The following is a 20,141-nucleotide window of genomic DNA, read 5'->3' as shown; positions in this document are numbered from 1 at the left end:
GCGGACCGGCTGGGGTCCGACCGGCCCGGGTCCGACCGGCCCGGGTCCGGACGCGACCGGGCTCGGACGTCGCCGGGCTCGGACGCGCCGGGCTCCGGCGTCGAGCTCAGGCGTGACGGGCCGAACGACGCCGCGCGCCCTCCGCGCGGTCGTGGCTGCGCAGACGTTCAGACAGCGACAGTCGCACGGTCGGCCACTCCGACTGGATGACCGAGAACACCACGGTGTCGCGCATGCTGCCGTCCTGTCCGATCGAGTGGTTCCGGATGACGCCGTCCTGCTTCGCGCCGAGCCCGGCGATGGCGGCCCGGGACCGCGTGTTGTGCCAGTGCGTCCGGAACTCCACGGCGATGCACTGCCACGACTCGAACGCGTGCGAGAGCAGCAGCAGCTTCGACTCCGTGTTGATCCCGGTGCGCTGGGCCGAGGCGCCCAGGAACGTCGCCCCGACCTCCACACGGCGGTTCTCGTGGTCGAGGTTCAGGAACGTCGTGGCCCCGACGACCCGGCCCGTGGGGCGGTCCCGTACCGCGAAGGGCAGCATCCGACCCGCGGCCTGCTCGGCCAGCCGTCGTCCGATCTCGGCGTCGACCTGCGACGGCGCGGGGACGGACGTGTACCAGGCACGCCAGAGGTCGCCGTCCGCGACCGCCGCCCGGAGGTCGTCCGCGTGCTCGAGCGACAGGGGCTCGAGCGTGACGCGGTCGCCGGTGAGCGTGGGCGCGGGGTCGGTCTCCATGGAACCGGATCGTACCGGCCGGCGCGGACACCTCGGCTGCGAACGGGATGTCGCATGCCGTCACACCGCGGCGCATGTGGCACCCGGCTCGGTACCGTGTCGACGTGCAGGAGCGAGGGCAGCGGCGGTACCAGGTCCGGTTCGGATGGGGTGCGGCGGGTGCCGCCCGGATCGCGGCCGACGCGCACCTCCTCGTCTGGGTCGACGTCCTCCCGGCACCGCTCCGTGAGCCGCCGGCGGGACCGGAGGCTCACCGCGTGCCGCTCGCGCTGCTGCCGGACGGGCCGGAGGTCGTGCTCGGCCACCTGGGGAACGTGACGGCCGTCGCGGAGCGGGTGCTGCGCCTCCAGGCCGACCGCGGTGACCGCTGTGTCGTGGCGGTCCTCGCTGCCGGCCGCCTCGACGAACCCCTCGGCGGCGGCGCAGCGGACGATGCCGGCGAGTTCCCCGACGTGTCCGCGCTGCCGGAGTTCGCGGTCGAGGACCTCCTCGCGGCGGGCGCGGTCGTCGACGCCCTGGTGACGAGCGGGGTGGACCACACCTCGCCCGAGGCGGCGGCGGCGTGTGCGGCGTGGACGGGCCTCCGACGGGCGGCGAAGCACCTGGTGACGGCGTCCGAGTCGGCGGACGCGATTGGCGTCGAGCGGGTGCACGCGGCGCTCGCCGTGGGGCCGGCGCTCGTCACGCTGCGGCCGTCCACCGACCGGGCGTAACGTCCCGGTCGACCGCCGTCCCATCGACGGGGGAGAACGAGGAGTGAGCCATGCAGGCACTGATCGGTGACACCGTCATCGCGGAGGCCCCGGAGACGGACCTCATCCAGATCGAGGGCAACTGGTACTTCCCGCCGGCGAGCGTGAAGACCGAGCTCTTCAGCGAGAGCCCCACGCAGTACCACTGCCCGTGGAAGGGCGACACCCAGTACTGGACCGTGACCGTCGACGGGCAGCAGCACGTCGACGCCGCCTGGTCCTACCCGGAGCCGATCCCGACGTCGTTCGACCGCGTCGGCAAGGACTACAGCGGGTACGTCGCGTTCTGGAAGGACGCCAAGGTCGCCGAGTGAGGCCCCGCGGCCGCACCGCACGCACTCGTGCGGCGCGGCCGCGTCACCCCGACGGCGCCAGCCGGCTGCCGCACTCGGCTGCCTCACCCCGTGACGGTGAGCACGATCAGCGCGACGTTCAGCGCGACGATCACCGCCGCGATCAGCCACGCGAGCACCTTCGTGCCGAGCGCGTTCACGTCGTCACCCATCACGCTCCGCCGTGACGTGTAGGCCACCAGCGGCACGATCGCGAACGCGATCCCGAAGCTCAGCACCACCTGGCTGATCACGAGCAGCTGCGTCGGGTCGTACCGCAGCGCCAGCAGGACGATCGCCGGCACGAGCGTGACGAGGCGCCGCACGACGAGCGGCACCCGCACGTGCAGCAGTCCGTGCATGATCTCCGCGCCGGCCATGCAACCGACCGAGGTCGACGCGAGACCGGACGCCAGCAGCCCGACCGAGAAGAGCACGCCGACGACGGGGCCGACGTTCTCGGCGATGGCGTGCTGCGCTCCCGGGATCGAGTCGGTGCCGGACACCCCCTGCAGCGTCGCGGCGGCGAGCACGAGCATGCTGATGTTCACCCCGCCGGCGAGGACGAGCGCCAGGGCCACGTCCCACCGCGTCGCCACGAGGACCCGCCGGCGCTCGGGGCCGACCGGGGTGTCGCCGTGCCGGTCGCGGGCCAATGCGGAGTGCAGGTACACGGCGTGTGGCATCACCGTCGCGCCGAGCATCGACGCGGCGAGCAGCACCGAGCCCGAGTCGGCGAACCGCGGTGCGATGCCCGCCAGGAGCGCCCCGGGGGAGACCTGCGCGAACAGCAGCCCCGCACAGAACCCGATCGTCAGGACCGCGAGCATCGCGGTGACGACGGCCTCGAAGGTCCGGGCACCGCGGTGGTGCTGGAGCAGCAGGATCACCATCGACACGACGCCGGTGATCAGCCCGCCGACGACCAGCAGGACCCCGAAGAGCAGGTGCAGGGCGAGTGCGCCGCCGATCACCTCGGCGACGTCGGTGGCGGCGGCGACGACCTCGGCCTGTGCCCAGAACAGCAGCCGTGGTGCGCGGCGCATCCGCAGACCGAGCAGTTCCGGCAGGGACCTGCCCGTGACGATGCCGAGCTTGGCGGAGAGGTACTGCACCACGACGGCGCTCGCGTTCGCGGCGACCAGGACCCAGAGCAGCAGGTACCCGTAGCGGGCGCCGGCAGTGAGGTTGGCGGCGACGTTGCCGGGGTCGACGTAGGCGATGGCCGCGACGAACGCCGGTCCGAGGAGCCCGAGGCCCGTGGCCCGTCGACCGGGAGGGCGCTGCCCGACGACCGGGGTGGCGGTGTCCGTCATGCCCCCACCATGCCAGAGGTTTCGGCGTGCCGAATCCAGACTTTCGGGAGGGCGTCCGATCTGCGCGGATCGCGCCGGCCGAGCGGGCGTCGTCTCAGACCGCGGCGCGCCTGGCCCGGTGGGCACGGACCTTGGCCCGGTTGCCGCAGCGCTGCATCGAGCACCAGCGCCGTGTGCCGCCGCGGGAGGAGTCGTAGAAGACGAGTCCGCAGTCCGGCGCCGAGCACCGGCTCAACCGCGCGGGACGGCCGTCGGCCTCGACGTCGTCGAACCCGACCTCGGTGAGCAGGGCGACGGCGTCCCGAGCGACGCTCGACAGCGCCTGCGCCAGCCGCACCCGGTTCGCTCCCGCACGACGTCGGCCACCCGGGAGGCTCGGGGGCACGTCCGGCAGGGCGGCGAACAGGTTCACCGTGTCGATGTCGTCCGGCACCGGTCGGGTCCGTCCGGTCCCGGCACGCAGTCCGGCGGCCACCGCGGTGCGTTCGGCCGCGGAGTCGGCCGGTGCCGGGGCGGCAGCGGTGGCGAGGCGGGCGATCGCGGCCCGGAGCGCCCGGGCGTCCTGCAGCTCACGGGCGGTCGCGCCGACGTCGATCGGTTCGGTGTGCAGCCCCAGCCACTCGTCGAGGTCGGCGGGGGTCGCCAGCAGTTCACCGAGGTGTCCGCGGGGGCGACGGCGGTCCGGGTCGTCCGCGAACCCACCGGTGTGCGCGAAGTCCAGGGCGATCCGACCCGCGTCGAAGAACCACGAGGACCCGGCATCGGTCCGGATGTCCTGCCCTGTTCGCATCCGCCCAGGCTAACGGGTGAGCGGCGCGCCTCCGGCACGATCTGCCGAAGCTGGGCTAGCAGTCCCGTTCCGGCGGTGCCAGGTGATGACGTTCCGCTCGTCGAACCGCCGACCGCACCGGGCGCAGGCCAGCGGACGGGTGGGCGTGCGGTACCGGAAGTGCTCGTGCCCTGCGGGGCAGGTGCCGACCCAGGGGGCGAGTTCGCTGGCGATCGGGCCGTCGTGCAGCCGGGACCCCGTGTAGCCGAGTCCCTGGGCGGTCCGACGCCAGGCGGGACCGTGCCCGGCGCGCGGTCCGCTCAACGCGTGCGCGATCTCGTGCAGCAGCACCTGCTCGACGTCCTCCGGGGTGAACCGGGTGGCGAGGTGCCGACTGACGGTGATCCGACGCCGCGCGAAGTCGCACTGGCCGGCACGGGTCTTCGCGTTGTCGAACGCGAACCCCCACGAGCCGTCGGGCAGGTGGTGGCCCATCAGCTCGGCGGCACGCGTCCGCACGTGGTCGAGCGGGCTCACTCGTCCTGGTCCGTGCGGGCGGTGCCGTCCGTCCGTCCGGGACGGTCCGGGCGCGCCAGACGGCCCCAGAGCGAGTCGCCCTCGGTCCGCGCGGCGTCGGGGGCACCGAGCACCCGGCGCGGGGTCGGCGGGATCCGCTTCGTCGGCTCCGCCACCCGGGTCACGGGCTCGGCCTCGGTCCGCACCGCCAGTTCACGCGCGGTGCGGGGTCGCTCGGCCTCCGGCTCGGCCGCGGGCTGCGTCATGGAGGCGCGGAGTGCGGCCTCGACCGCGGTGCGGAGTGCCTCGGTGCGCTCCGCGGGGGCCCCGGCGGCGCGGAAGGCGTCGTACGAGCGGCTGAGGACCGCGCGGGCCTCGTCGAAGCGGGAGAGCTCGTAGAGGGACCAGCCCTCGAGTTCGGCGGCGGCGCCCTCGAGCTCCGGCCACTCCTCGGTCGCGGCGGTGTCCCGGGCCATCGAGGCCTCGGTCGCAGCGCGTTCGTAGCGGCCGAGGTCGTGCAGGATGTGGGCGCGCCGGATCCGTGCCGCCACCTTGTCCTGGCGCTCCCCGGTGAACATCGTCAACCGGAACACCTCTTCAGCGACGGTCAGTGCCTCGTCCAGCCGGCCGAGCAGCCGGAGCAGTTCGGCGCGCTCGGCCAGGGCGTCGGTGCTGCGGCTCTGCCCGAGGTCGCGCAGGCGGTCCTGCACGGCCTGCACGTCGACGGCGGGTCGGAGGCTGATCGGCGCGAAGGTGCTGCCCGGGCTGACCCCGGCGGTCACCGGGGCGGCATGACGGGGCTCCCGGGCCTGGTCGGTCCGGTCGTGGTCTCGGCGTTCGTCGGGCGGGAGGGACATCAGGGTCGAGGGTATCCGCGTCGCCCCGGGAGGTGTCCGTGCCACGCGCACGAACGCACACGGCCCGCCCCGGGGGTCCGGGACGGGCCGTGTGTCGTCGCGCTGCTGGTCACATGCCGCCGAAGGAGCTGGCGGCGACGCCGATGTAGACGGCACCGGCCACGACGGCGGCGACGACGGCGAGGACGATCGCCAGGATGCCCCAGAGCCGCCCGCGCTTCGTGACGATCGCGACGATGCCCTGCACGATCGCCCACAGGCCGAAGACCGACCCGACGAGCATCAAGACGGAGCCGGTACCGAGGCCCGCCATCGACTCCGGGTCCTGCATCAGCTGACGCTGGAGCTCCTGCGTGTCACCGGGGGTGCCGGAGCCGCCGTTCTGCGCGTAGTCCTGCAACACGTTGCTGTTCGACAGGGCCGCACCGAGCAGGTACCCGCCGATCACGCCGATCACGAGCGCGGCGACGGCGGCGACGAAGGCGATGACCCCGACGGTCTTCTTCTTCGTGGGCTGTTCGTACGAGTGCCAGGCGGGCGCGCCGCCGTGCTGCTGCTGGTTGCCGTACTGCTGCGGCTGCCCGTACTGCTGGTGCTGCTGCTGCCCGTACTGGTCGGCCTGCTGTCCGTACTGCGGCTGCCCGTACTGCTGCTGTGCCGGCTGCTGCTGATCGTGCTGGCCCCACTGCGGCGCCGGCTGCTGCTGGTACTGCTGCGTCGGCTGGTCCTCGTACCGGGGCGCTCCGCCCTGCTCGGGGCTGACGCGCTCGCCGTAGCGCGGCTGTTCGTCATTGCGATCGTCGTTGGTCATCGGCGGCCTCCTCGTGGTGTGCGGTCGCGCGCTGGCGCGGCGTGCTGCCACCATCCTGGCAGCGTCCCCCGCCCGGGGTACGGCGCGCGCGCGATCCGCAGCGAGGGCTCAGGTCGTCGGCGGTCCGGGTCACGGCCGGTTCAGGCGCCGAACACCGACCGGTTCGGCTCGGGCGACCCGACCGCTGTGGTGTCGGTGACGATCGGTGCCCCGGCGATGAACGCCCGCAGCTCGGCACCGTGCACGACCTTGCTCGGCAGCGGGTCGGAGGAGTACCGCCTGGGCATGTCCGCGATCGGCAGCTCGCCGGGGGACCCGAGCAGCACGATGTTGCCGAACCGCCGGCCCTTCAGCATGCCGGTGTCCGCCACCGCCGCGACCGAGGGCAGCACCGACTGCAGCGTGGCCGCCTGCCCCCGGGCGAACGCCAGGCCCGCACCGTCGGCGACGTTCACCGCCACCATGCCCGTCGGGGACAGGAAGGACGCGACCGACCGGTAGAACTCGACACTCGTCACGTGCGCCGGCGTCCGCGCACCCGAGAACACGTCGACGACGGCGAGGTCCACGGTGCCGCGGAGCCCGGCCGGCAGCTTCTCCATCACCTCGCGGGCGTCGCCGTACCGTACGCGGATCGAGGCGCCGCGGGGGAACGGCAGGGCGTCCCGGACGTGGTCGACCAGGTCGCGCTCGAGTTCGATCACCTGCTGCCGGGAGCCCGGTCGGGTCACCGCCACGTACCGCGGCAGGGTCAGTGCACCGGCACCGAGGTGCAGCGCCGTGACGGGCCCCGGCGGCAGCAGGTCGATCGCGTGCCCGATCCGCCGGATGTACTCGAACGCCAGGTGCGTCGGGTCCTCGAGGTCGACGTGCGACTGCGGTGTCCCGTCCACCACCAGCGTGAACGAGCCCGGTCGGTGTCGGTCCGGTTCGACGACCGCGTACCCAGCACCCACCCGGAACCCGTCGAACGCATCAGCCATGCGTCCATGGAACACCACCCGGACCCCCGCCCGGTCCCCACCCGTGGGTGGTGGGCCGGCGGACACGGCCTCGCGACGATGGGACCACCGGCAGGGAACACCCCGCCGGACCACGACCGGGAGGCTCACCCCATGTCCGTCCAGCTCCTCACGAACATCGTCATCGGACTCGCACTCGTCGGGTACCTCGCCTGGAAGCAGTCCACCTGGCAGTTCCTGGACCCGGCCCGGATCTGGCGCGGCCCGGTCGTGATGGCGGGCATCGGCATCGTGGTCCTCGCCCAGAGCGCCGCCACGATCGACCCCGAGGACGTCGTGTTCCTCGGCGTCGAGGCGCTGCTCTCCGTCGGCATCGGCCTGGCCATGGGCCGCCTCAGCCGATTCCGGACGGTCAGCACCCCGGACGCGAAGGGCCGCACCCTGCAGTCCCGCACCGGCTGGGTCGGCGCCGCCCTCTGGGTCGCCCTCATCGTCGTCCGCATCGGCCTCGACGTCGTCGGCGCCCACCTCGGCGCGCACCTGCTCACCTCGACCGGCGTCGTCCTCCTCATGCTCGCCGTCAACCGGGCCGCCCGCGCCCTGGTCGTCGACCAGCGCCTCCAGCGCGACGCACGCGCCGCCCGCGGCATGATGGTGTGATGACCGACCTCCGCGGCCCCGAGGGGCGTGACGCCGGGACCGACTCCGCACGGAGCCGGTCCCGCGCCGGGTTGTCGGTCGGGCTCAACGCGATCGGGATCGTCGTCGTCGCCTTCTGGTTCGTCCGGAACGGCGTCGCCCAGGAGCTCCCCGTCTGGGTCTGGATCGCCGGGGCCGTCGCGCTCGCCGCCTGGGCCGTCCGCGAGTACGGCCCGCCCCGCGTCGCCGTGCCCGCCGCGGTGGTCATGGTCGCCGCCGGCTCGCTCGCGGTCGTCCACACCGACGGGCTGCTGCTCGTCCCCGTCATCATCGGGCTCGTGGTCCTCGAGGCCGCGCCGACCCTCCCCGTCTGGGCCGCCGTGGTCGCCGCGCTCGCCGCCGTGGTGGTCGTCGCCTCGGTCGCCACCGCGGCCGGCACTTCCGTGGCGCTGGTCCTCGGCTCCGCCCTCGGCCTGGCGCTCGGCGTCGTCATCGGCGTCAGTCGCCGACAGCTCCGGACGGCGGAGGAACAGACCCGCGTCCTCGAGGAGCAGGCCCGCCAGGCCGACCGCGACCAGCAGCGGGCCCGCTTGCTCGCCGACCGGGCACGGGTCGCCCGGGACGTCCACGACGTCCTCGCCCACTCGCTCGGCGGCCTCGTCCTGCAGCTCGACGCGGTGGAGGCCCTCCTCGAAGCCGGTCGCGTCGACGACGCGCGACAGCGTGCGGTCGACGCACGCGCCCTCGCCGCCGACGGGCTCGCCGAGGCACGTCGCGCGGTGCGTGCCCTCCGCGACGACCTGCCGGAGGAGGCGGTCCCCGCCGTGCGTGACCCCCTGCCGGACGCGAGCGGTCCGTCGGGGTCGGACCGGGCCTCCCGGCCGAGCGCAGACGGGATCGCCGGCCTGGTCGACGCACACCGTTCCTTCGGCGGGACCGCCGTCGTCCAGGGGGACCTCGACCTGCCCGACGTGGACGACGCCACCCGCGCCGTCGTCGTCGCCGGTGTCCGGGAGGCGCTCAGCAACGCCCGCAGGCACGCCCCCGGCCGCACCGTGTCCCTGTCCGTCATCCGGGACGGCGACGCCGTGGACGTCGTCGTCGCCAATCCCGTCGCCGCGGACGGACAGGGGCTGCTCGGCATGCGGGAGCGATTCGCGGAACTCGGCGGGGACGCGACCGTCGAGGCCGAGCGGTCCGACGGCGAGTTCGTCGTGGCGATGCACGTGCCGGTCGCCCAGGACGCAGGGCGGTCGACGGTCAGCGGGTCGAGCGGGCGGACACCGTGACGATCCGGGTCCTGGTGGTCGACGACCAGGCGATCGTCCGCGACGGGCTCGTGACGGTGCTCTCCCTCGTCGACGACCTGCAGGTCGTGGGCGAAGCCGAGGACGGCGCGGCCGCCGTGACCGCGGTCGCGGCGCTGACACCGGACGTCGTGCTCATGGACCTCCGGATGCCCGTCCTCGACGGCGCCGCGGCGACCGGGCGGATCACCGCGGAGCACCCGGGGGTCGCGGTCCTCGTGCTGACGACCTACGCGGACGACGACTCGATCCTCACCGCACTCGCCGCCGGTGCCCGGGGGTACCTGACGAAGGACGCCGGTCGCGCGGAGATCGCCACCGCGATCCGGGCGGTCGCCTCGGGGCAGACCACGTTCGACGCGACCGTGGGGGCGACGGTGCTGGCGCGGCTCGCAGCTGGTGCTGGTGCTGGTGCTGCCGGTGCTGCCCCCGAGGTCCGGCTGCGGTTCCCGGAGTTGACCCCGCGTGAGGCCGACGTGCTGACGCGCATCGCCGAGGGACGCACGAACCCGGAGATCGCCGCCGAGCTGTTCCTGACCGTGCCGACGGTGAAGTCGTACGTCAACCAGGTCTTCACGAAGCTCGGGGTCCGCACCCGGGCAGCGGCGGTCGCGCGCGTCCTGCGCTGAGGGTCCTGATCCGCCGAGGGTCCTGGTCCGCCGCGGCCCGCGTCATCGATGCTTCTGCATGGATCAACAGGAGACGCCAAGCCACGCGACGTACCGTCGACGGGTCCTCGCGACGACGAGCGACGCGACCGCGGATCCCCACCGTCCGGTCGTGCCCGTCGTCCCGGTCCCACCCGGACCACGTCGTCGACCGCCTCCCCGGCAGTCGCGCACGTGCCGGCCGGGTCCGCCCCGGACGCCTGCCCGACGACGAGCCCCGCTCCCGTCGCGGGTCTCGACGACGTGCTCCGCGTCCACCCGAACCACTGCGACCAGCCCGGTCGTGACCAGCGCGGACGTGATCAGCGCGGTCGCGACCGGCACCGTCGCGACCGGCACCGCTGCACGACGTCCGGGCCCGCGCCCGAAGGAGCACCCCATGACCGCCGACACCATGTCCGTCCCCGTCCGACCGAGCCGGCCGGGTCGGTCCCTGACCCACGCCGCGGCCCCGGTGCGGAGCGCGACGGGGTCGGGCCGTCCCTCCCGTCCGCTCGTCGAGGACCGCCAGGGCGCACCGCTCTGGATGCGCGTCGTCGGCGGGGCCTCGCTGGCCGCCGGACTGGCGCTCACCGCCGCCGTCCTGGGCTGGCCGGGGGACGCGCCGGAGTCGGCGCTGGTCATCCCCGGACTCGTCGCGGTCGTCGTGGGTGTCCTGGCGCTCGCCGCCCGGGCCGGCCTGACGGTCACCGAGGACGCCGTCGTCCTGCACTTCCGCCCGCTGCCGCCGCGACGCATCGCCCGTCGGGCCATCACGGCCGTCCGGGTGACCGAGGCGGACGCCCGGACCTACGGCGGCATCGGGCTGCGGATCGGTCGTCGACGCCGCGCGCTCGTGCTCACGCCGGGGCCGGGCGTGGAGATCACCGACGTGTCGGGACGGACGACGTTCGTGCGGAGCGACCGGCCGGACGAGGCGGTGCGGGCGCTCGTCGGTGCTGCTGTGGCTCCCGCCGGGGAATGAGACCGGTCGTCCGGGGCTTATACACGTCGGACTCGATCTCGGTCAAGCCAGGGACTGGACAGCGCACTGTCGAGCCACCTATGATGACAGTTCGCGCTCCCTGGCATCCGAGTCGTCATATTGCGGTCGACCGAGTTCCACGAAGACGCCTCTCAGCAGGTGCTTCGCTGAACACGCCTGGTGATGCCGGTCCCGTATATGGCGGCGGGACCCGCTCACCGATCATCCCACACGCGGCTCCGGACCCGGAGCTCACCGTACTCGTGTCCTGATCACCGGGTTGCGCCGAGCGATCAATCCACTCACCTACACACTGCTTCGTCAGTGTCGGCCCGACGGGGCCTACCGGAGGTCACACCCTTGGCTGCTGCGCCCAACGCATCCACCAACCCCAAGAACGGTCGCAACCACTCGCGACTCTCGTTCGCCAAGATCACGGACACCCTCACGGTTCCTGATCTGCTCGCCCTCCAGACGGAGAGCTTCGACTGGCTCGTCGGCAACGACGCATGGAAGGCCCGCCTCGCCGAAGGGCAGGAGCAGGGTCGTACCGACCTCGCGCTGCACTCCGGCCTCGAGGAGATCTTCGAGGAGATCTCCCCGATCGAGGACCTCGGCGAGACCATGCAGCTCTCGTTCACGTCCCCGGAGCTCGAGGACCCGAAGTACTCGATCGACGACTGCAAGGAGCGCGGCAAGACCTACGCCGCTCCGCTCTACGTCAACGCCGAGTTCATGAACCACATGACCGGTGAGATCAAGACGCAGACGGTCTTCATGGGCGACTTCCCGCTCATGACCGAGCGCGGCACGTTCATCATCAACGGCACCGAGCGTGTCGTCGTCTCGCAGCTCGTCCGCTCGCCGGGCGTGTACTTCGAGCGTGCGCAGGAGAAGACGTCCGACAAGGACATCTACTCCGCTCGCATCATCCCGTCCCGTGGCGCCTGGCTCGAGTTCGAGATCGACAAGCGCGACCAGGTGGGCGTGCGCATCGACCGCAAGCGCAAGCAGTCCGTGACCGTCTTCCTCAAGGCCCTCGGCCTGACGAGCGAAGAGATCATGGAGGAGTTCCAGGGCTTCGCGTCCATGGAGTCGACCCTCGAGAAGGACGCCGTCCTCACGAAGGAAGAGGCGCTCAAGGACATCTACCGCAAGCTGCGCCCGGGCGAGCAGGTCGCTGCCGAGGCTGCGCGTGCGCTCCTCGACAACTTCTACTTCAACTCCAAGCGCTACGACCTGGCCAAGGTCGGTCGCTACAAGCTCGACCGCAAGCTCGGCATCGACGCCCCGCTGTCCGACTCGGTGCTCACCGTGCAGGACATCGTCGCGACGATCAAGTACCTGGTGTCCCTGCACGCCGAGCGCACCACCATGGACGGCGTCCGTGACGGTGAGCCGGTGCAGCTCCGCCTCGACGTGGACGACATCGACCACTTCGGCAACCGTCGCATCCGTGCGGTCGGTGAGCTCATCCAGAACCAGGTCCGCACCGGTCTGTCCCGCATGGAGCGCGTCGTCCGCGAGCGCATGACCACGCAGGACATCGAGGCCATCACGCCGCAGACGCTCATCAACGTGCGTCCCGTCGTCGCTGCGATCAAGGAGTTCTTCGGGACGTCCCAGCTGTCGCAGTTCATGGACCAGAACAACCCGCTCGCGGGTCTGACGCACAAGCGTCGCCTGTCGGCCCTCGGCCCGGGTGGTCTGTCCCGTGAGCGTGCCGGCGTCGAGGTCCGTGACGTCCACCCGTCGCACTACGGCCGCATGTGCCCGATCGAGACCCCGGAAGGCCCGAACATCGGCCTGATCGGCTCGCTCGCGTCCTTCGGTCGGATCAACTCGTTCGGCTTCATCGAGACCCCGTACCGTCGCGTCGTCGACGGCGAGGTCACGAAGACGATCGACTACCTGACCGCCTCGGAAGAGGACGAGTTCGTCGTCGCACAGGCCAACGCCCCGCTGACCGACTCGTTCCACTTCGCAGACGACAAGGTGCTCGTCCGCAAGAAGGGCGGCGAGGTCGAGCTCGTCGGCAAGGACGAGGTCGACTACATGGACGTCTCGCCGCGCCAGATGGTGTCGGTCGCGACCTCGCTCATCCCGTTCCTCGAGCACGACGACGCGAACCGCGCACTCATGGGTGCGAACATGCAGCGCCAGGCCGTGCCGCTCCTCCGCTCCGAGTCGCCGCTCGTCGGCACCGGCATGGAGGGCTACACCGCCATCGACGCCGGTGACGTCGTCATCGCCGACAAGGCCGGTGTCGTCTCCGAGGTCTCGGCCGACGCCGTGACCCTGCAGCTCGACGACGGTGGCACGCAGACCTTCTACCTGCGCAAGTTCGACCGCTCGAACCAGGGCACGAGCTACAACCACCGCGTGATCGTCAGCGCCGGTGAGCGTGTGGAGCAGGGCGAGGTCATCGCCGACGGCCCCGCGACGGAGAACGGCGAGCTCGCGCTCGGCAAGAACCTCCTCGTCGCGTTCATGCCGTGGGAGGGCTACAACTACGAGGACGCGATGATCCTGTCGCAGAACCTCGTGAAGGACGACACGCTCTCCTCGATCCACATCGAGGAGTACGAGGTCGACGCCCGCGACACCAAGCTCGGCAAGGAAGAGATCACCCGCGACCTGCCGAACGTCAGCCCGGACCTCCTGGCCGACCTCGACGAGCGCGGCATCATCCGCATCGGTGCCGAGGTCCGCCCCGGCGACATCCTCGTCGGCAAGGTCACGCCGAAGGGCGAGACCGAGCTGTCCGCCGAGGAGCGCCTGCTCCGTGCCATCTTCAACGAGAAGTCGCGCGAAGTCCGCGACACCTCGCTCAAGGTGCCCCACGGTGAAGAGGGCACGATCATCGGCGTCAAGGTGTTCGACTCGCAGGACGGCGACGACGAGCTCGGCTCGGGCGTCAACCAGCGTGTGGTCGTCTACATCGCCCAGAAGCGCAAGATCACCGCGGGTGACAAGCTCGCCGGCCGCCACGGCAACAAGGGCGTCATCTCGACGATCCTGCCCGTGGAGGACATGCCGTTCCTCGCGGACGGCACCCCGGTCGACATCGTCCTCAACCCGCTCGGCGTCCCCGGCCGCATGAACTTCGGCCAGGTGCTGGAGATCCACCTCGGGTGGCTCGCCAAGCAGGGCTGGCAGGTCGAGGGCATCCAGGAGTGGGCCGAGAACCTGCCGGAAGCCGCGCACAGCGCAGCCCCCGGCACGAAGGTCGCCACCCCGGTGTTCGACGGTGCGTACGAGCGCGAGATCGAGGGTCTCCTCGACTCCACGCTCCCGAACCGTGACGGCGAGCGTCTGATCGGTTCCTCGGGCAAGGCGCAGCTCTTCGACGGCCGCTCCGGCGAGCCGTTCCCGGAGCCCGTGTCGGTCGGCTACATGTACATCCTGAAGCTGCACCACCTGGTCGACGACAAGATCCACGCCCGTTCGACCGGCCCGTACTCGATGATCACGCAGCAGCCGCTGGGTGGGAAGGCGCAGTTCGGTGGACAGCGCTTCGGCGAGATGGAGGTGTGGGCGCTCGAGGCATACGGTGCCGCGTACGCCCTCCAGGAGCTCCTGACGATCAAGTCCGACGACATCCTCGGCCGCGTGAAGGTCTACGAGGCGATCGTCAAGGGCGAGAACATCCAGGAGCCCGGCATCCCGGAGTCGTTCAAGGTCCTCATGAAGGAGATGCAGTCGCTCTGCCTGAACGTCGAGGTCCTCTCGGCCGACGGCCAGGCGGTCAGCCTCCGCGACACGGATGACGAGGTCTTCCGTGCCGCTGAAGAGCTCGGCATCAACATCTCCTCGCGGTTCGAGTCGTCGTCCGTCGACGACATCTGATCCCGCCCGCTGAACACGTTTCGAACCAGCAAGAGAGAAGAACATTGCTCGAAGCAACTTCCTTTGACGCCATTCGGATCGGCCTCGCTACCGCCGAGGACATCCGCCAGTGGTCGTACGGCGAGGTCAAGAAGCCGGAGACGATCAACTACCGCACTCTGAAGCCCGAGAAGGACGGTCTGTTCGGCGAACAGATCTTCGGTCCGTCCCGCGACTGGGAGTGTGCCTGCGGCAAGTACAAGCGAGTCCGGTTCAAGGGCATCGTCTGCGAGCGCTGCGGCGTCGAGGTCACCAAGTCCTCGGTCCGTCGTGAGCGCATGGGCCACATCGAGCTCGCCGCACCCGTCACGCACATCTGGTACTTCAAGGGCGTCCCGTCGCGCTTGGGCTACCTGCTGGACATGGCCCCGAAGGACCTCGAGAAGGTCATCTACTTCGCGGCGTACATGATCATCAGCATCGACGAGGAGGGCCGTCACGCTGACATGCCCGGCCTCGAGAACGAGATGCGCCTCGAGATCAAGAACCTCGAGAACCAGCGCGACTCGATCATCGCCGACCGCCTCAAGAAGCTCGAGGACGACCTCGCAGCGCTCGAGGAAGAAGGCGCCAAGGCCGACGTGAAGCGCCGGACCAAGGACACCGCCGAGAAGGAGATGTCCCAGGTCCGCAAGTCCTTCGACGAGGACATCACCCGTCTCGAGCGTGTGTGGGAGGACTTCCGCAACCTCAAGGTGGGCGACCTCAAGCCCGAGGACGCCGTCTTCCACGAGCTCCAGGACCGCTTCGGGATCTACTTCGACGCCTACATGGGCGCCGAGGCGATCAAGCTGCGGCTCGAGGCCTTCGACCTGGCCGCCGAGGCCGAGGCACTGCGTCTGCAGATCGCCGAGGGCAAGGGCCAGAAGAAGATCCGTGCGATCAAGCGTCTGCGCGTCGTCAGCTCGTTCCTCGCCACCGGCAACTCGCCGGCAGCGATGGTGCTCGACGTCGTGCCGGTCATCCCGCCGGAACTGCGCCCGATGGTGCAGCTCGACGGTGGCCGCTTCGCCACGTCGGACCTCAACGACCTCTACCGTCGTGTGATCAACCGCAACAACCGTCTCCGCCGCCTGCTCGACCTCGGTGCCCCCGAGATCATCGTGAACAACGAGAAGCGCATGCTGCAGGAAGCGGTCGACGCGCTGTTCGACAACGGTCGTCGTGGCCGCCCCGTCACGGGTACCGGCAACCGCGCCCTCAAGTCCCTGAGCGACATGCTCAAGGGCAAGCAGGGTCGTTTCCGCCAGAACCTGCTCGGCAAGCGCGTCGACTACTCGGGTCGTTCGGTCATCATCGTCGGCCCGCAGCTCAAGCTCCACCAGTGCGGTCTGCCCAAGCAGATGGCGCTCGAGCTGTTCAAGCCGTTCGTCATCAAGCGCCTCATCGACCTGTCGCACGCGCAGAACATCAAGTCGGCCAAGCGCATGGTCGAGCGTTCGCGTGCCCAGGTGTGGGACGTGCTCGAGGAGATCATCCGCGAGCGCCCCGTGCTGCTGAACCGTGCGCCCACGCTGCACCGTCTCGGCATCCAGGCGTTCGAGCCGCAGCTCGTCGAGGGCAAGGCCATCCAGCTCCACCCGCTGGTCTGTGCTGCGTTCAACGCGGACTTCGACGGTGACCAGATGGCCGTGCACCTGCCGCTGTCGGTCGAGGCCCAGGCCGAGGCCCGCATCCTGATGCTCGCCTCGAACAACATCCTGAAGCCGTCCGACGGCCGCCCGGTGACCCTGCCCGCACAGGACATGATCATCGGTCTGCACCACCTGACGACCGTCCGCGAGGGCGCCGTGGGTGAGGGCCGTTCGTTCTCCTCGGTCGCCGAGGCGATCATGGCGAAGGACCAGAACACGCTGCACCTCAACGCGACCGTGAAGATCCGCATGTCGGGTGTCCACTTCGCCGAGGGTGAAGCACCCGAGGGCTACGAGGTCGGTCAGACGATCCTCCTCGAGACCACCCTCGGTCGCGCGCTGTTCAACGAGACCCTCCCGACGGACTACCCGTTCGTCCAGAAGGTCACCGACAAGGGCACGCTCTCCGCGATCGTCAACGACCTCGCCGAGCGCTACTCCAAGACGGAGACGGCAGCCGCACTCGACCGGATCAAGGACGCCGGCTTCTACTGGGGCACCCGCTCCGGTGTGACCGTCGCCCTCTCGGACGTCGTGACGCCTCCTCGCAAGAAGGAGATCATCGCGGGCTACGAGATCCAGGCCGCCAAGGTCCAGGGTGAGTTCGACAAGGGTCTGATCACGGACTCGGAGCGTCGCGCCGACCTGATCAAGATCTGGACCGAGGCCACCAACGAGATCGCGCAGGAGATGCGCGACAACTTCCCGATCGACAACACCATCAACCGCATGGTGTCCTCGGGTGCTCGTGGTAACTGGCTGCAGGTCCGCAACATCGCCGGTATGCGTGGTCTGGTGAACAACCCGAAGGGCGAGATCATCGCCCGCCCGATCATCAACTCGTACCGCGAGGGCCTGACCGTGGCGGAGTACTTCATCGCCACGCACGGTGCTCGCAAGGGCCTGGCGGACACGGCTCTCCGTACCGCCGACTCGGGCTACCTGACCCGTCGTCTCGTGGACGTGTCGCAGGACGTCATCATCCGTGAGGACGACTGCGGGACGACCCGTGGCCTCGAGCTGCCGATCGCGACGATGGGCGCCGACGGCAAGCTCGTCCGCGACCCGCGTGTCGAGAACACCGTCTACTCGCGCACCCTCGCGACCGAGGCCGTCGACGCCTCGGGCACCGTGGTGGCCGAGGGCGGCGAGGACGTCGGTGACGTCCTCCTCGACAAGCTGCTGGCAGCCGGTGTCGAGAGCATCAAGGTGCGCTCGGTCCTGACCTGCGAGTCGGCCGTCGGTGTCTGCGCACAGTGCTACGGCCGGTCGCTCGCCACGGGCAACCTGGTCGACATCGGTGAGGCGGTCGGCATCATCGCCGCCCAGTCCATCGGTGAGCCCGGTACCCAGCTGACGATGCGTACCTTCCACACGGGTGGTTCGGCCTCGGCCGACGACATCACGCAGGGTCTGCCCCGCGTGACCGAGCTCTTCGAGGCTCGTACACCGAAGGGCGCGTCCCCGATCGCCGAGGCCCCCGGCCGCGCCACGATCGAGGACACGGACAAGGGTCGTCGGATCATCCTCACGCCGGACAACGGCGACGAGCCGTTCATCTACCCGGTGCTCAAGCGCGCGACCCTCCTCATCGAGGACGGCCAGCACGTCGAGCTCGGCGAGCAGTTCATCGCCGGCACCGTCGACCCGAAGGAAGTCCTCCGGGTCAAGGGTGTCCGAGAGGTCCAGAAGCACCTGGTCAACGGTGTGCAGGACGTCTACGGCTCGCAGGGTGTGCCGATCCACGACAAGCACATCGAGGTCATCGTCCGCCAGATGCTCCGCAAGGTCACCGTCGTCGACCACGCCGACACCGACCTGCTGCCGGGTGAGCTCGTCGACCGGTCGCGCTACAACGCGATCAACCGGGCGGCGCTGCAGGAGGGTCGCAAGACCGCCTCGGCTCGCCAGGAGGTCATGGGCATCACCAAGGCGTCCCTCGCGACCGAGTCGTGGCTGTCCGCCGCGTCCTTCCAGGAGACCACCCGCGTCCTGACGCAGGCGGCCATGGAGGGCAAGCAGGACCAGCTCGTCGGCCTCAAGGAGAACGTCATCATCGGTAAGCTCATCCCCGCCGGGACGGGCCTCAGCCGGTACCGCGACGTGGACGTGAACGCGACGGAAGAAGCGAAGGCGGAGCGGTACCCGAACCGCATCTTCGCGGACGACTCGTCGTTCTCGGATGCCGACCTGAGCTTCGTCGACTTCGACAGCTTCTCGTCGGACGACTTCACGCCGGGTACGTACAACTGAACCGAGTGAGTCCCTGAGGAGGGCCCCGCATCCAGTCGGATGCGGGGCCCTCCTTCGTTGCTGCGCCCGCCTGCGTTGCTGCGCCGGCGCGACGGGTGGCAGACGGGAGGCGCGGGGCGGGCCCGCCGCGCGCCTCCCGCCCGGATCCGGTCGGGTCCTAGACCGAGCGACCGGCATCGCTGTCGCGACCGCCGGAACCGTGGCCGCTCTCGTCGGCGAGCGAGTAGAGGCTGAGGACGTTGCCGTCGGGATCGCGGGCGTCGAACCAGTCGACGGCTCCGTCGACGCACTCGATCGGGCCGACGTCGATGCCGAGCGCGGCGATGCGCTGGTGTTGTGCGGCGACGTCGTCGACGCCGAAGCGGACGATGACCGGGTTGTCGTCCGCGTCCGGGTCCTCGAGGAGCTGGATCCAGATGCCGCCGACCTCGTACTCGGCGACGCCCTCGGTGGGCTCGAGGTCCGGCTCGACACGTTCGAACACCGCGCCGTACCAGAGGCAGGAGGCCTCCAGGTCGGTGACGGGCAACCCCACGGTCACGCTCGTGATGTCCATGCCCCATCATGGTCCGTCGGTGCCCGACGCGTCGAGGGGTAGGGCATGCTGTGAGGATGGCGACGCTGCGCGAACGGGTGACGGCTCCGGCTCACCTCGACCTCCCCGTCCCGGTCGGCGGGCTCACCTTCCGACCGGCCACGATGGCTGACCTGCCGGAGGTGCACGGCATCGCGCTCGAGTCCGCTGCGGTCGACGAGCCCCTCGCGCATCCCTCCACAGAGGACTTCGCGCACCGGCTGTCCACAGAAGGACTGGATCCGGCTCGGGACACCGTCGTCGGGATCGATGCTGATGGGCATGTGCACGCCTACGCCATCGTCATCCCCGTCCCGACCCGCGACACCGCTGCCCGGATCCTGCTGGGTGGCTCGGTCCGCCCCGCGTCCCGCGGACAGGGGATCGGCCGACGGATGCTCGCATGGCAGACCGATCGCGCGCGACAGCACCTCGCGGGTGTCGACCTCGACCTGCCCGGTGCGGTCGACCTCACCGCGCCGCAGGGCTCGTCCGCGCTCGCGCTCGCTGCCCGCGCCGGCCTGCACCCCGTGCGGACGTGGGTCGACATGCAGGTCGTGCTCGACGACGACGCTCCCCGTCGAGAGCCGCTGCCGACGCTCCCTGCGGGCCTCGAGCTGCGCGCTGCCACGACCGACGACATCGAGCCGATGCGGGCGGCCAAGAACGACTCCTTCCGCGACCACTGGGGCTCGCAGCCCATGGTGGAAGCCGACTGGCGTGCGTACCTCACCGCGGAGAAGAGCCGACTCGACCTGTCACGGGTGGTCGTCGACGAGCGTGGGGACGTCCTCGCGTTCACCGTGGTCGAGTCCGACCCCGCTGCCTTCGGTACGCGTGGCCGGAGCTTCGGTTACCTCCACTGGGTCGGGGTCGTCCGTCGTGCCCGCGGGCGTGCCCTCGCGCCACTGGTGGTCGGTGCGACGCTCGACGCCGTGCGGGACGCCGGCCTGTCCGCGGCGTCCCTCGAGGTCGACGCCGAGAACCCCAGTGGTGCGGTCGCGCTCTACGAGCGCCTCGGCTTCGTCGGCGGGACCGCCACGATCACGGCCTCGATGGCGCTCTAGGGCGGTCGCGGGGATCTCGATACCGATCGGTACCCCTGTTCTGGGTCCAGGCAGGACCGCTCCGCCCCCTCCTTCTGGGACTGCTCCGAGCGA

Annotated in this window: 17 protein-coding genes; 9 read left to right on the top strand and 8 right to left on the bottom strand. The window is 70.8% G+C overall.

The genetic code is table 11. The features are described from left to right. Positions 1 to 106: 106 nt before the first annotated feature. Positions 107 to 739 carry a GNAT family N-acetyltransferase gene (locus E9228_RS09980; protein WP_166780416.1) on the bottom strand — a complete coding sequence of 211 codons (633 nt, stop codon included), beginning with the start codon at positions 737 to 739 and terminating at the stop codon, positions 107 to 109. Positions 740 to 843: 104 nt separating this feature from the next. Between E9228_RS09980 and E9228_RS09975 the strand changes: the two genes are divergently transcribed. Then, positions 844 to 1,452, top strand: a complete 609-nt coding sequence (locus E9228_RS09975) for a 2-phosphosulfolactate phosphatase (protein ID WP_166780415.1) — start codon at positions 844 to 846, stop codon at positions 1,450 to 1,452. 50 nt (positions 1,453 to 1,502) lie between these two features. After that, a complete protein-coding gene (locus tag E9228_RS09970; RefSeq protein ID WP_166780414.1) occupies positions 1,503 to 1,805 on the top strand; it encodes a DUF427 domain-containing protein in 303 nt (100 codons plus the stop codon). An 83-nt stretch (positions 1,806 to 1,888) separates the two neighbouring features. On the opposite strand, the gene E9228_RS09965 is transcribed toward E9228_RS09970, so the two are convergent. From E9228_RS09965 to E9228_RS09940, 6 genes are all read right to left on the bottom strand, one after another. Beyond that, positions 1,889 to 3,139 (bottom strand): Nramp family divalent metal transporter, encoded by a 1,251-nt coding sequence (locus tag E9228_RS09965; RefSeq protein WP_166780413.1) that lies wholly within the window; start codon positions 3,137 to 3,139, stop codon positions 1,889 to 1,891. Between the two features lie 94 nt (positions 3,140 to 3,233). Beyond that, a complete protein-coding gene (locus E9228_RS09960) occupies positions 3,234 to 3,929 on the bottom strand; it encodes a CGNR zinc finger domain-containing protein (protein WP_111043514.1) in 696 nt (231 codons plus the stop codon). 9 nt (positions 3,930 to 3,938) lie between these two features. Then, on the bottom strand, positions 3,939 to 4,445 hold the full coding sequence (locus tag E9228_RS09955) for a SprT-like domain-containing protein (protein WP_341849855.1): 507 nt from the start codon (positions 4,443 to 4,445) through the stop codon (positions 3,939 to 3,941). Further along, positions 4,442 to 5,281 (bottom strand): hypothetical protein, encoded by an 840-nt coding sequence (locus tag E9228_RS09950; protein WP_166780412.1) that lies wholly within the window; start codon positions 5,279 to 5,281, stop codon positions 4,442 to 4,444. The genes E9228_RS09955 and E9228_RS09950 overlap by 4 nt, the downstream gene beginning before the upstream one ends. A 109-nt stretch (positions 5,282 to 5,390) precedes the next feature. Then, on the bottom strand, positions 5,391 to 6,092 hold the full coding sequence (locus E9228_RS09945; RefSeq protein WP_166780411.1) for a hypothetical protein: 702 nt from the start codon (positions 6,090 to 6,092) through the stop codon (positions 5,391 to 5,393). Between the two features lie 140 nt (positions 6,093 to 6,232). Next, the gene (locus E9228_RS09940) at positions 6,233 to 7,075 is read right to left on the bottom strand and encodes a spermidine synthase (protein ID WP_166780410.1); all 843 of its coding nucleotides are present in this window, start codon (positions 7,073 to 7,075) and stop codon (positions 6,233 to 6,235) included. A gap of 132 nt (positions 7,076 to 7,207) precedes the next feature. On the opposite strand from E9228_RS09940, the gene E9228_RS09935 reads away from it, so the two are divergent. The 6 genes from E9228_RS09935 (at position 7,208) to E9228_RS09910 (ending at position 18,407) form a co-directional block, all read left to right on the top strand. Further along, complete coding sequence (locus E9228_RS09935) at positions 7,208 to 7,714, top strand: hypothetical protein (protein WP_166780409.1); 507 nt, start codon at positions 7,208 to 7,210, stop codon at positions 7,712 to 7,714. Continuing rightward, entirely contained in the window at positions 7,714 to 8,982 is a 1,269-nt protein-coding gene (locus tag E9228_RS09930; RefSeq protein WP_166780408.1) for a sensor histidine kinase, read from the top strand. The genes E9228_RS09935 and E9228_RS09930 overlap by 1 nt, the downstream gene beginning before the upstream one ends. Beyond that, positions 8,979 to 9,629, top strand: a complete 651-nt coding sequence (locus E9228_RS09925) for a response regulator (protein ID WP_166780407.1) — start codon at positions 8,979 to 8,981, stop codon at positions 9,627 to 9,629. Before E9228_RS09930 ends, E9228_RS09925 begins: the two co-directional genes overlap by 4 nt. 418 nt (positions 9,630 to 10,047) lie before the next feature. After that, the gene (locus E9228_RS09920) at positions 10,048 to 10,632 is read left to right on the top strand and encodes a hypothetical protein (RefSeq protein WP_166780406.1); all 585 of its coding nucleotides are present in this window, start codon (positions 10,048 to 10,050) and stop codon (positions 10,630 to 10,632) included. A gap of 360 nt (positions 10,633 to 10,992) precedes the next feature. Next, a complete protein-coding gene (rpoB, locus tag E9228_RS09915; protein ID WP_166780405.1) occupies positions 10,993 to 14,481 on the top strand; it encodes a DNA-directed RNA polymerase subunit beta in 3,489 nt (1,162 codons plus the stop codon). Positions 14,482 to 14,525: 44 nt separating this feature from the next. After that, positions 14,526 to 18,407: a DNA-directed RNA polymerase subunit beta' gene (locus tag E9228_RS09910; protein ID WP_166780404.1), complete on the top strand. Its 3,882-nt coding sequence runs from the start codon at positions 14,526 to 14,528 to the stop codon at positions 18,405 to 18,407. Positions 18,408 to 18,564: 157 nt separating this feature from the next. On the opposite strand, the gene E9228_RS09905 is transcribed toward E9228_RS09910, so the two are convergent. Beyond that, positions 18,565 to 18,963, bottom strand: coding sequence for a VOC family protein (locus tag E9228_RS09905; protein ID WP_166780403.1), 399 nt, complete (start codon positions 18,961 to 18,963; stop codon positions 18,565 to 18,567). Positions 18,964 to 19,019: 56 nt separating this feature from the next. Here E9228_RS09905 and E9228_RS09900 point away from each other — a divergent pair, with 56 nt between their 5' ends. Further along, positions 19,020 to 20,048, top strand: coding sequence for a GNAT family N-acetyltransferase (locus tag E9228_RS09900; RefSeq protein ID WP_166780402.1), 1,029 nt, complete (start codon positions 19,020 to 19,022; stop codon positions 20,046 to 20,048). The last annotated feature ends 93 nt before the right edge of the window (positions 20,049 to 20,141 follow it).

Source organism: Curtobacterium salicis, assembly GCF_011759505.1.
Lineage (GTDB): Bacteria > Actinomycetota > Actinomycetes > Actinomycetales > Microbacteriaceae > Curtobacterium > Curtobacterium salicis.
Note: the sequence above shows the minus strand (reverse complement) of the source record. Positions and strands in the feature narration are given on the sequence as shown.

Excerpts from the sequence above, each read along its gene's own strand:
- E9228_RS09980 (WP_166780416.1), bottom strand. The coding sequence starts at position 739 with ATGGAGACCGACCCCGCGCCCACGCTCACCGGCGACCGCGTCACGCTC.
- E9228_RS09970 (WP_166780414.1), top strand. The coding sequence starts at position 1,503 with ATGCAGGCACTGATCGGTGACACCGTCATCGCGGAGGCCCCGGAGACG.
- E9228_RS09965 (WP_166780413.1), bottom strand. The coding sequence starts at position 3,139 with ATGACGGACACCGCCACCCCGGTCGTCGGGCAGCGCCCTCCCGGTCGA.
- E9228_RS09960 (WP_111043514.1), bottom strand. The coding sequence starts at position 3,929 with ATGCGAACAGGGCAGGACATCCGGACCGATGCCGGGTCCTCGTGGTTC.
- E9228_RS09950 (WP_166780412.1), bottom strand. The coding sequence starts at position 5,281 with ATGTCCCTCCCGCCCGACGAACGCCGAGACCACGACCGGACCGACCAG.
- E9228_RS09945 (WP_166780411.1), bottom strand. The coding sequence starts at position 6,092 with ATGACCAACGACGATCGCAATGACGAACAGCCGCGCTACGGCGAGCGC.
- E9228_RS09940 (WP_166780410.1), bottom strand. The coding sequence starts at position 7,075 with ATGGCTGATGCGTTCGACGGGTTCCGGGTGGGTGCTGGGTACGCGGTC.
- E9228_RS09935 (WP_166780409.1), top strand. The coding sequence starts at position 7,208 with ATGTCCGTCCAGCTCCTCACGAACATCGTCATCGGACTCGCACTCGTC.
- E9228_RS09930 (WP_166780408.1), top strand. The coding sequence starts at position 7,714 with ATGACCGACCTCCGCGGCCCCGAGGGGCGTGACGCCGGGACCGACTCC.
- E9228_RS09920 (WP_166780406.1), top strand. The coding sequence starts at position 10,048 with ATGACCGCCGACACCATGTCCGTCCCCGTCCGACCGAGCCGGCCGGGT.
- E9228_RS09905 (WP_166780403.1), bottom strand. The coding sequence starts at position 18,963 with ATGGACATCACGAGCGTGACCGTGGGGTTGCCCGTCACCGACCTGGAG.
- E9228_RS09900 (WP_166780402.1), top strand. The coding sequence starts at position 19,020 with ATGGCGACGCTGCGCGAACGGGTGACGGCTCCGGCTCACCTCGACCTC.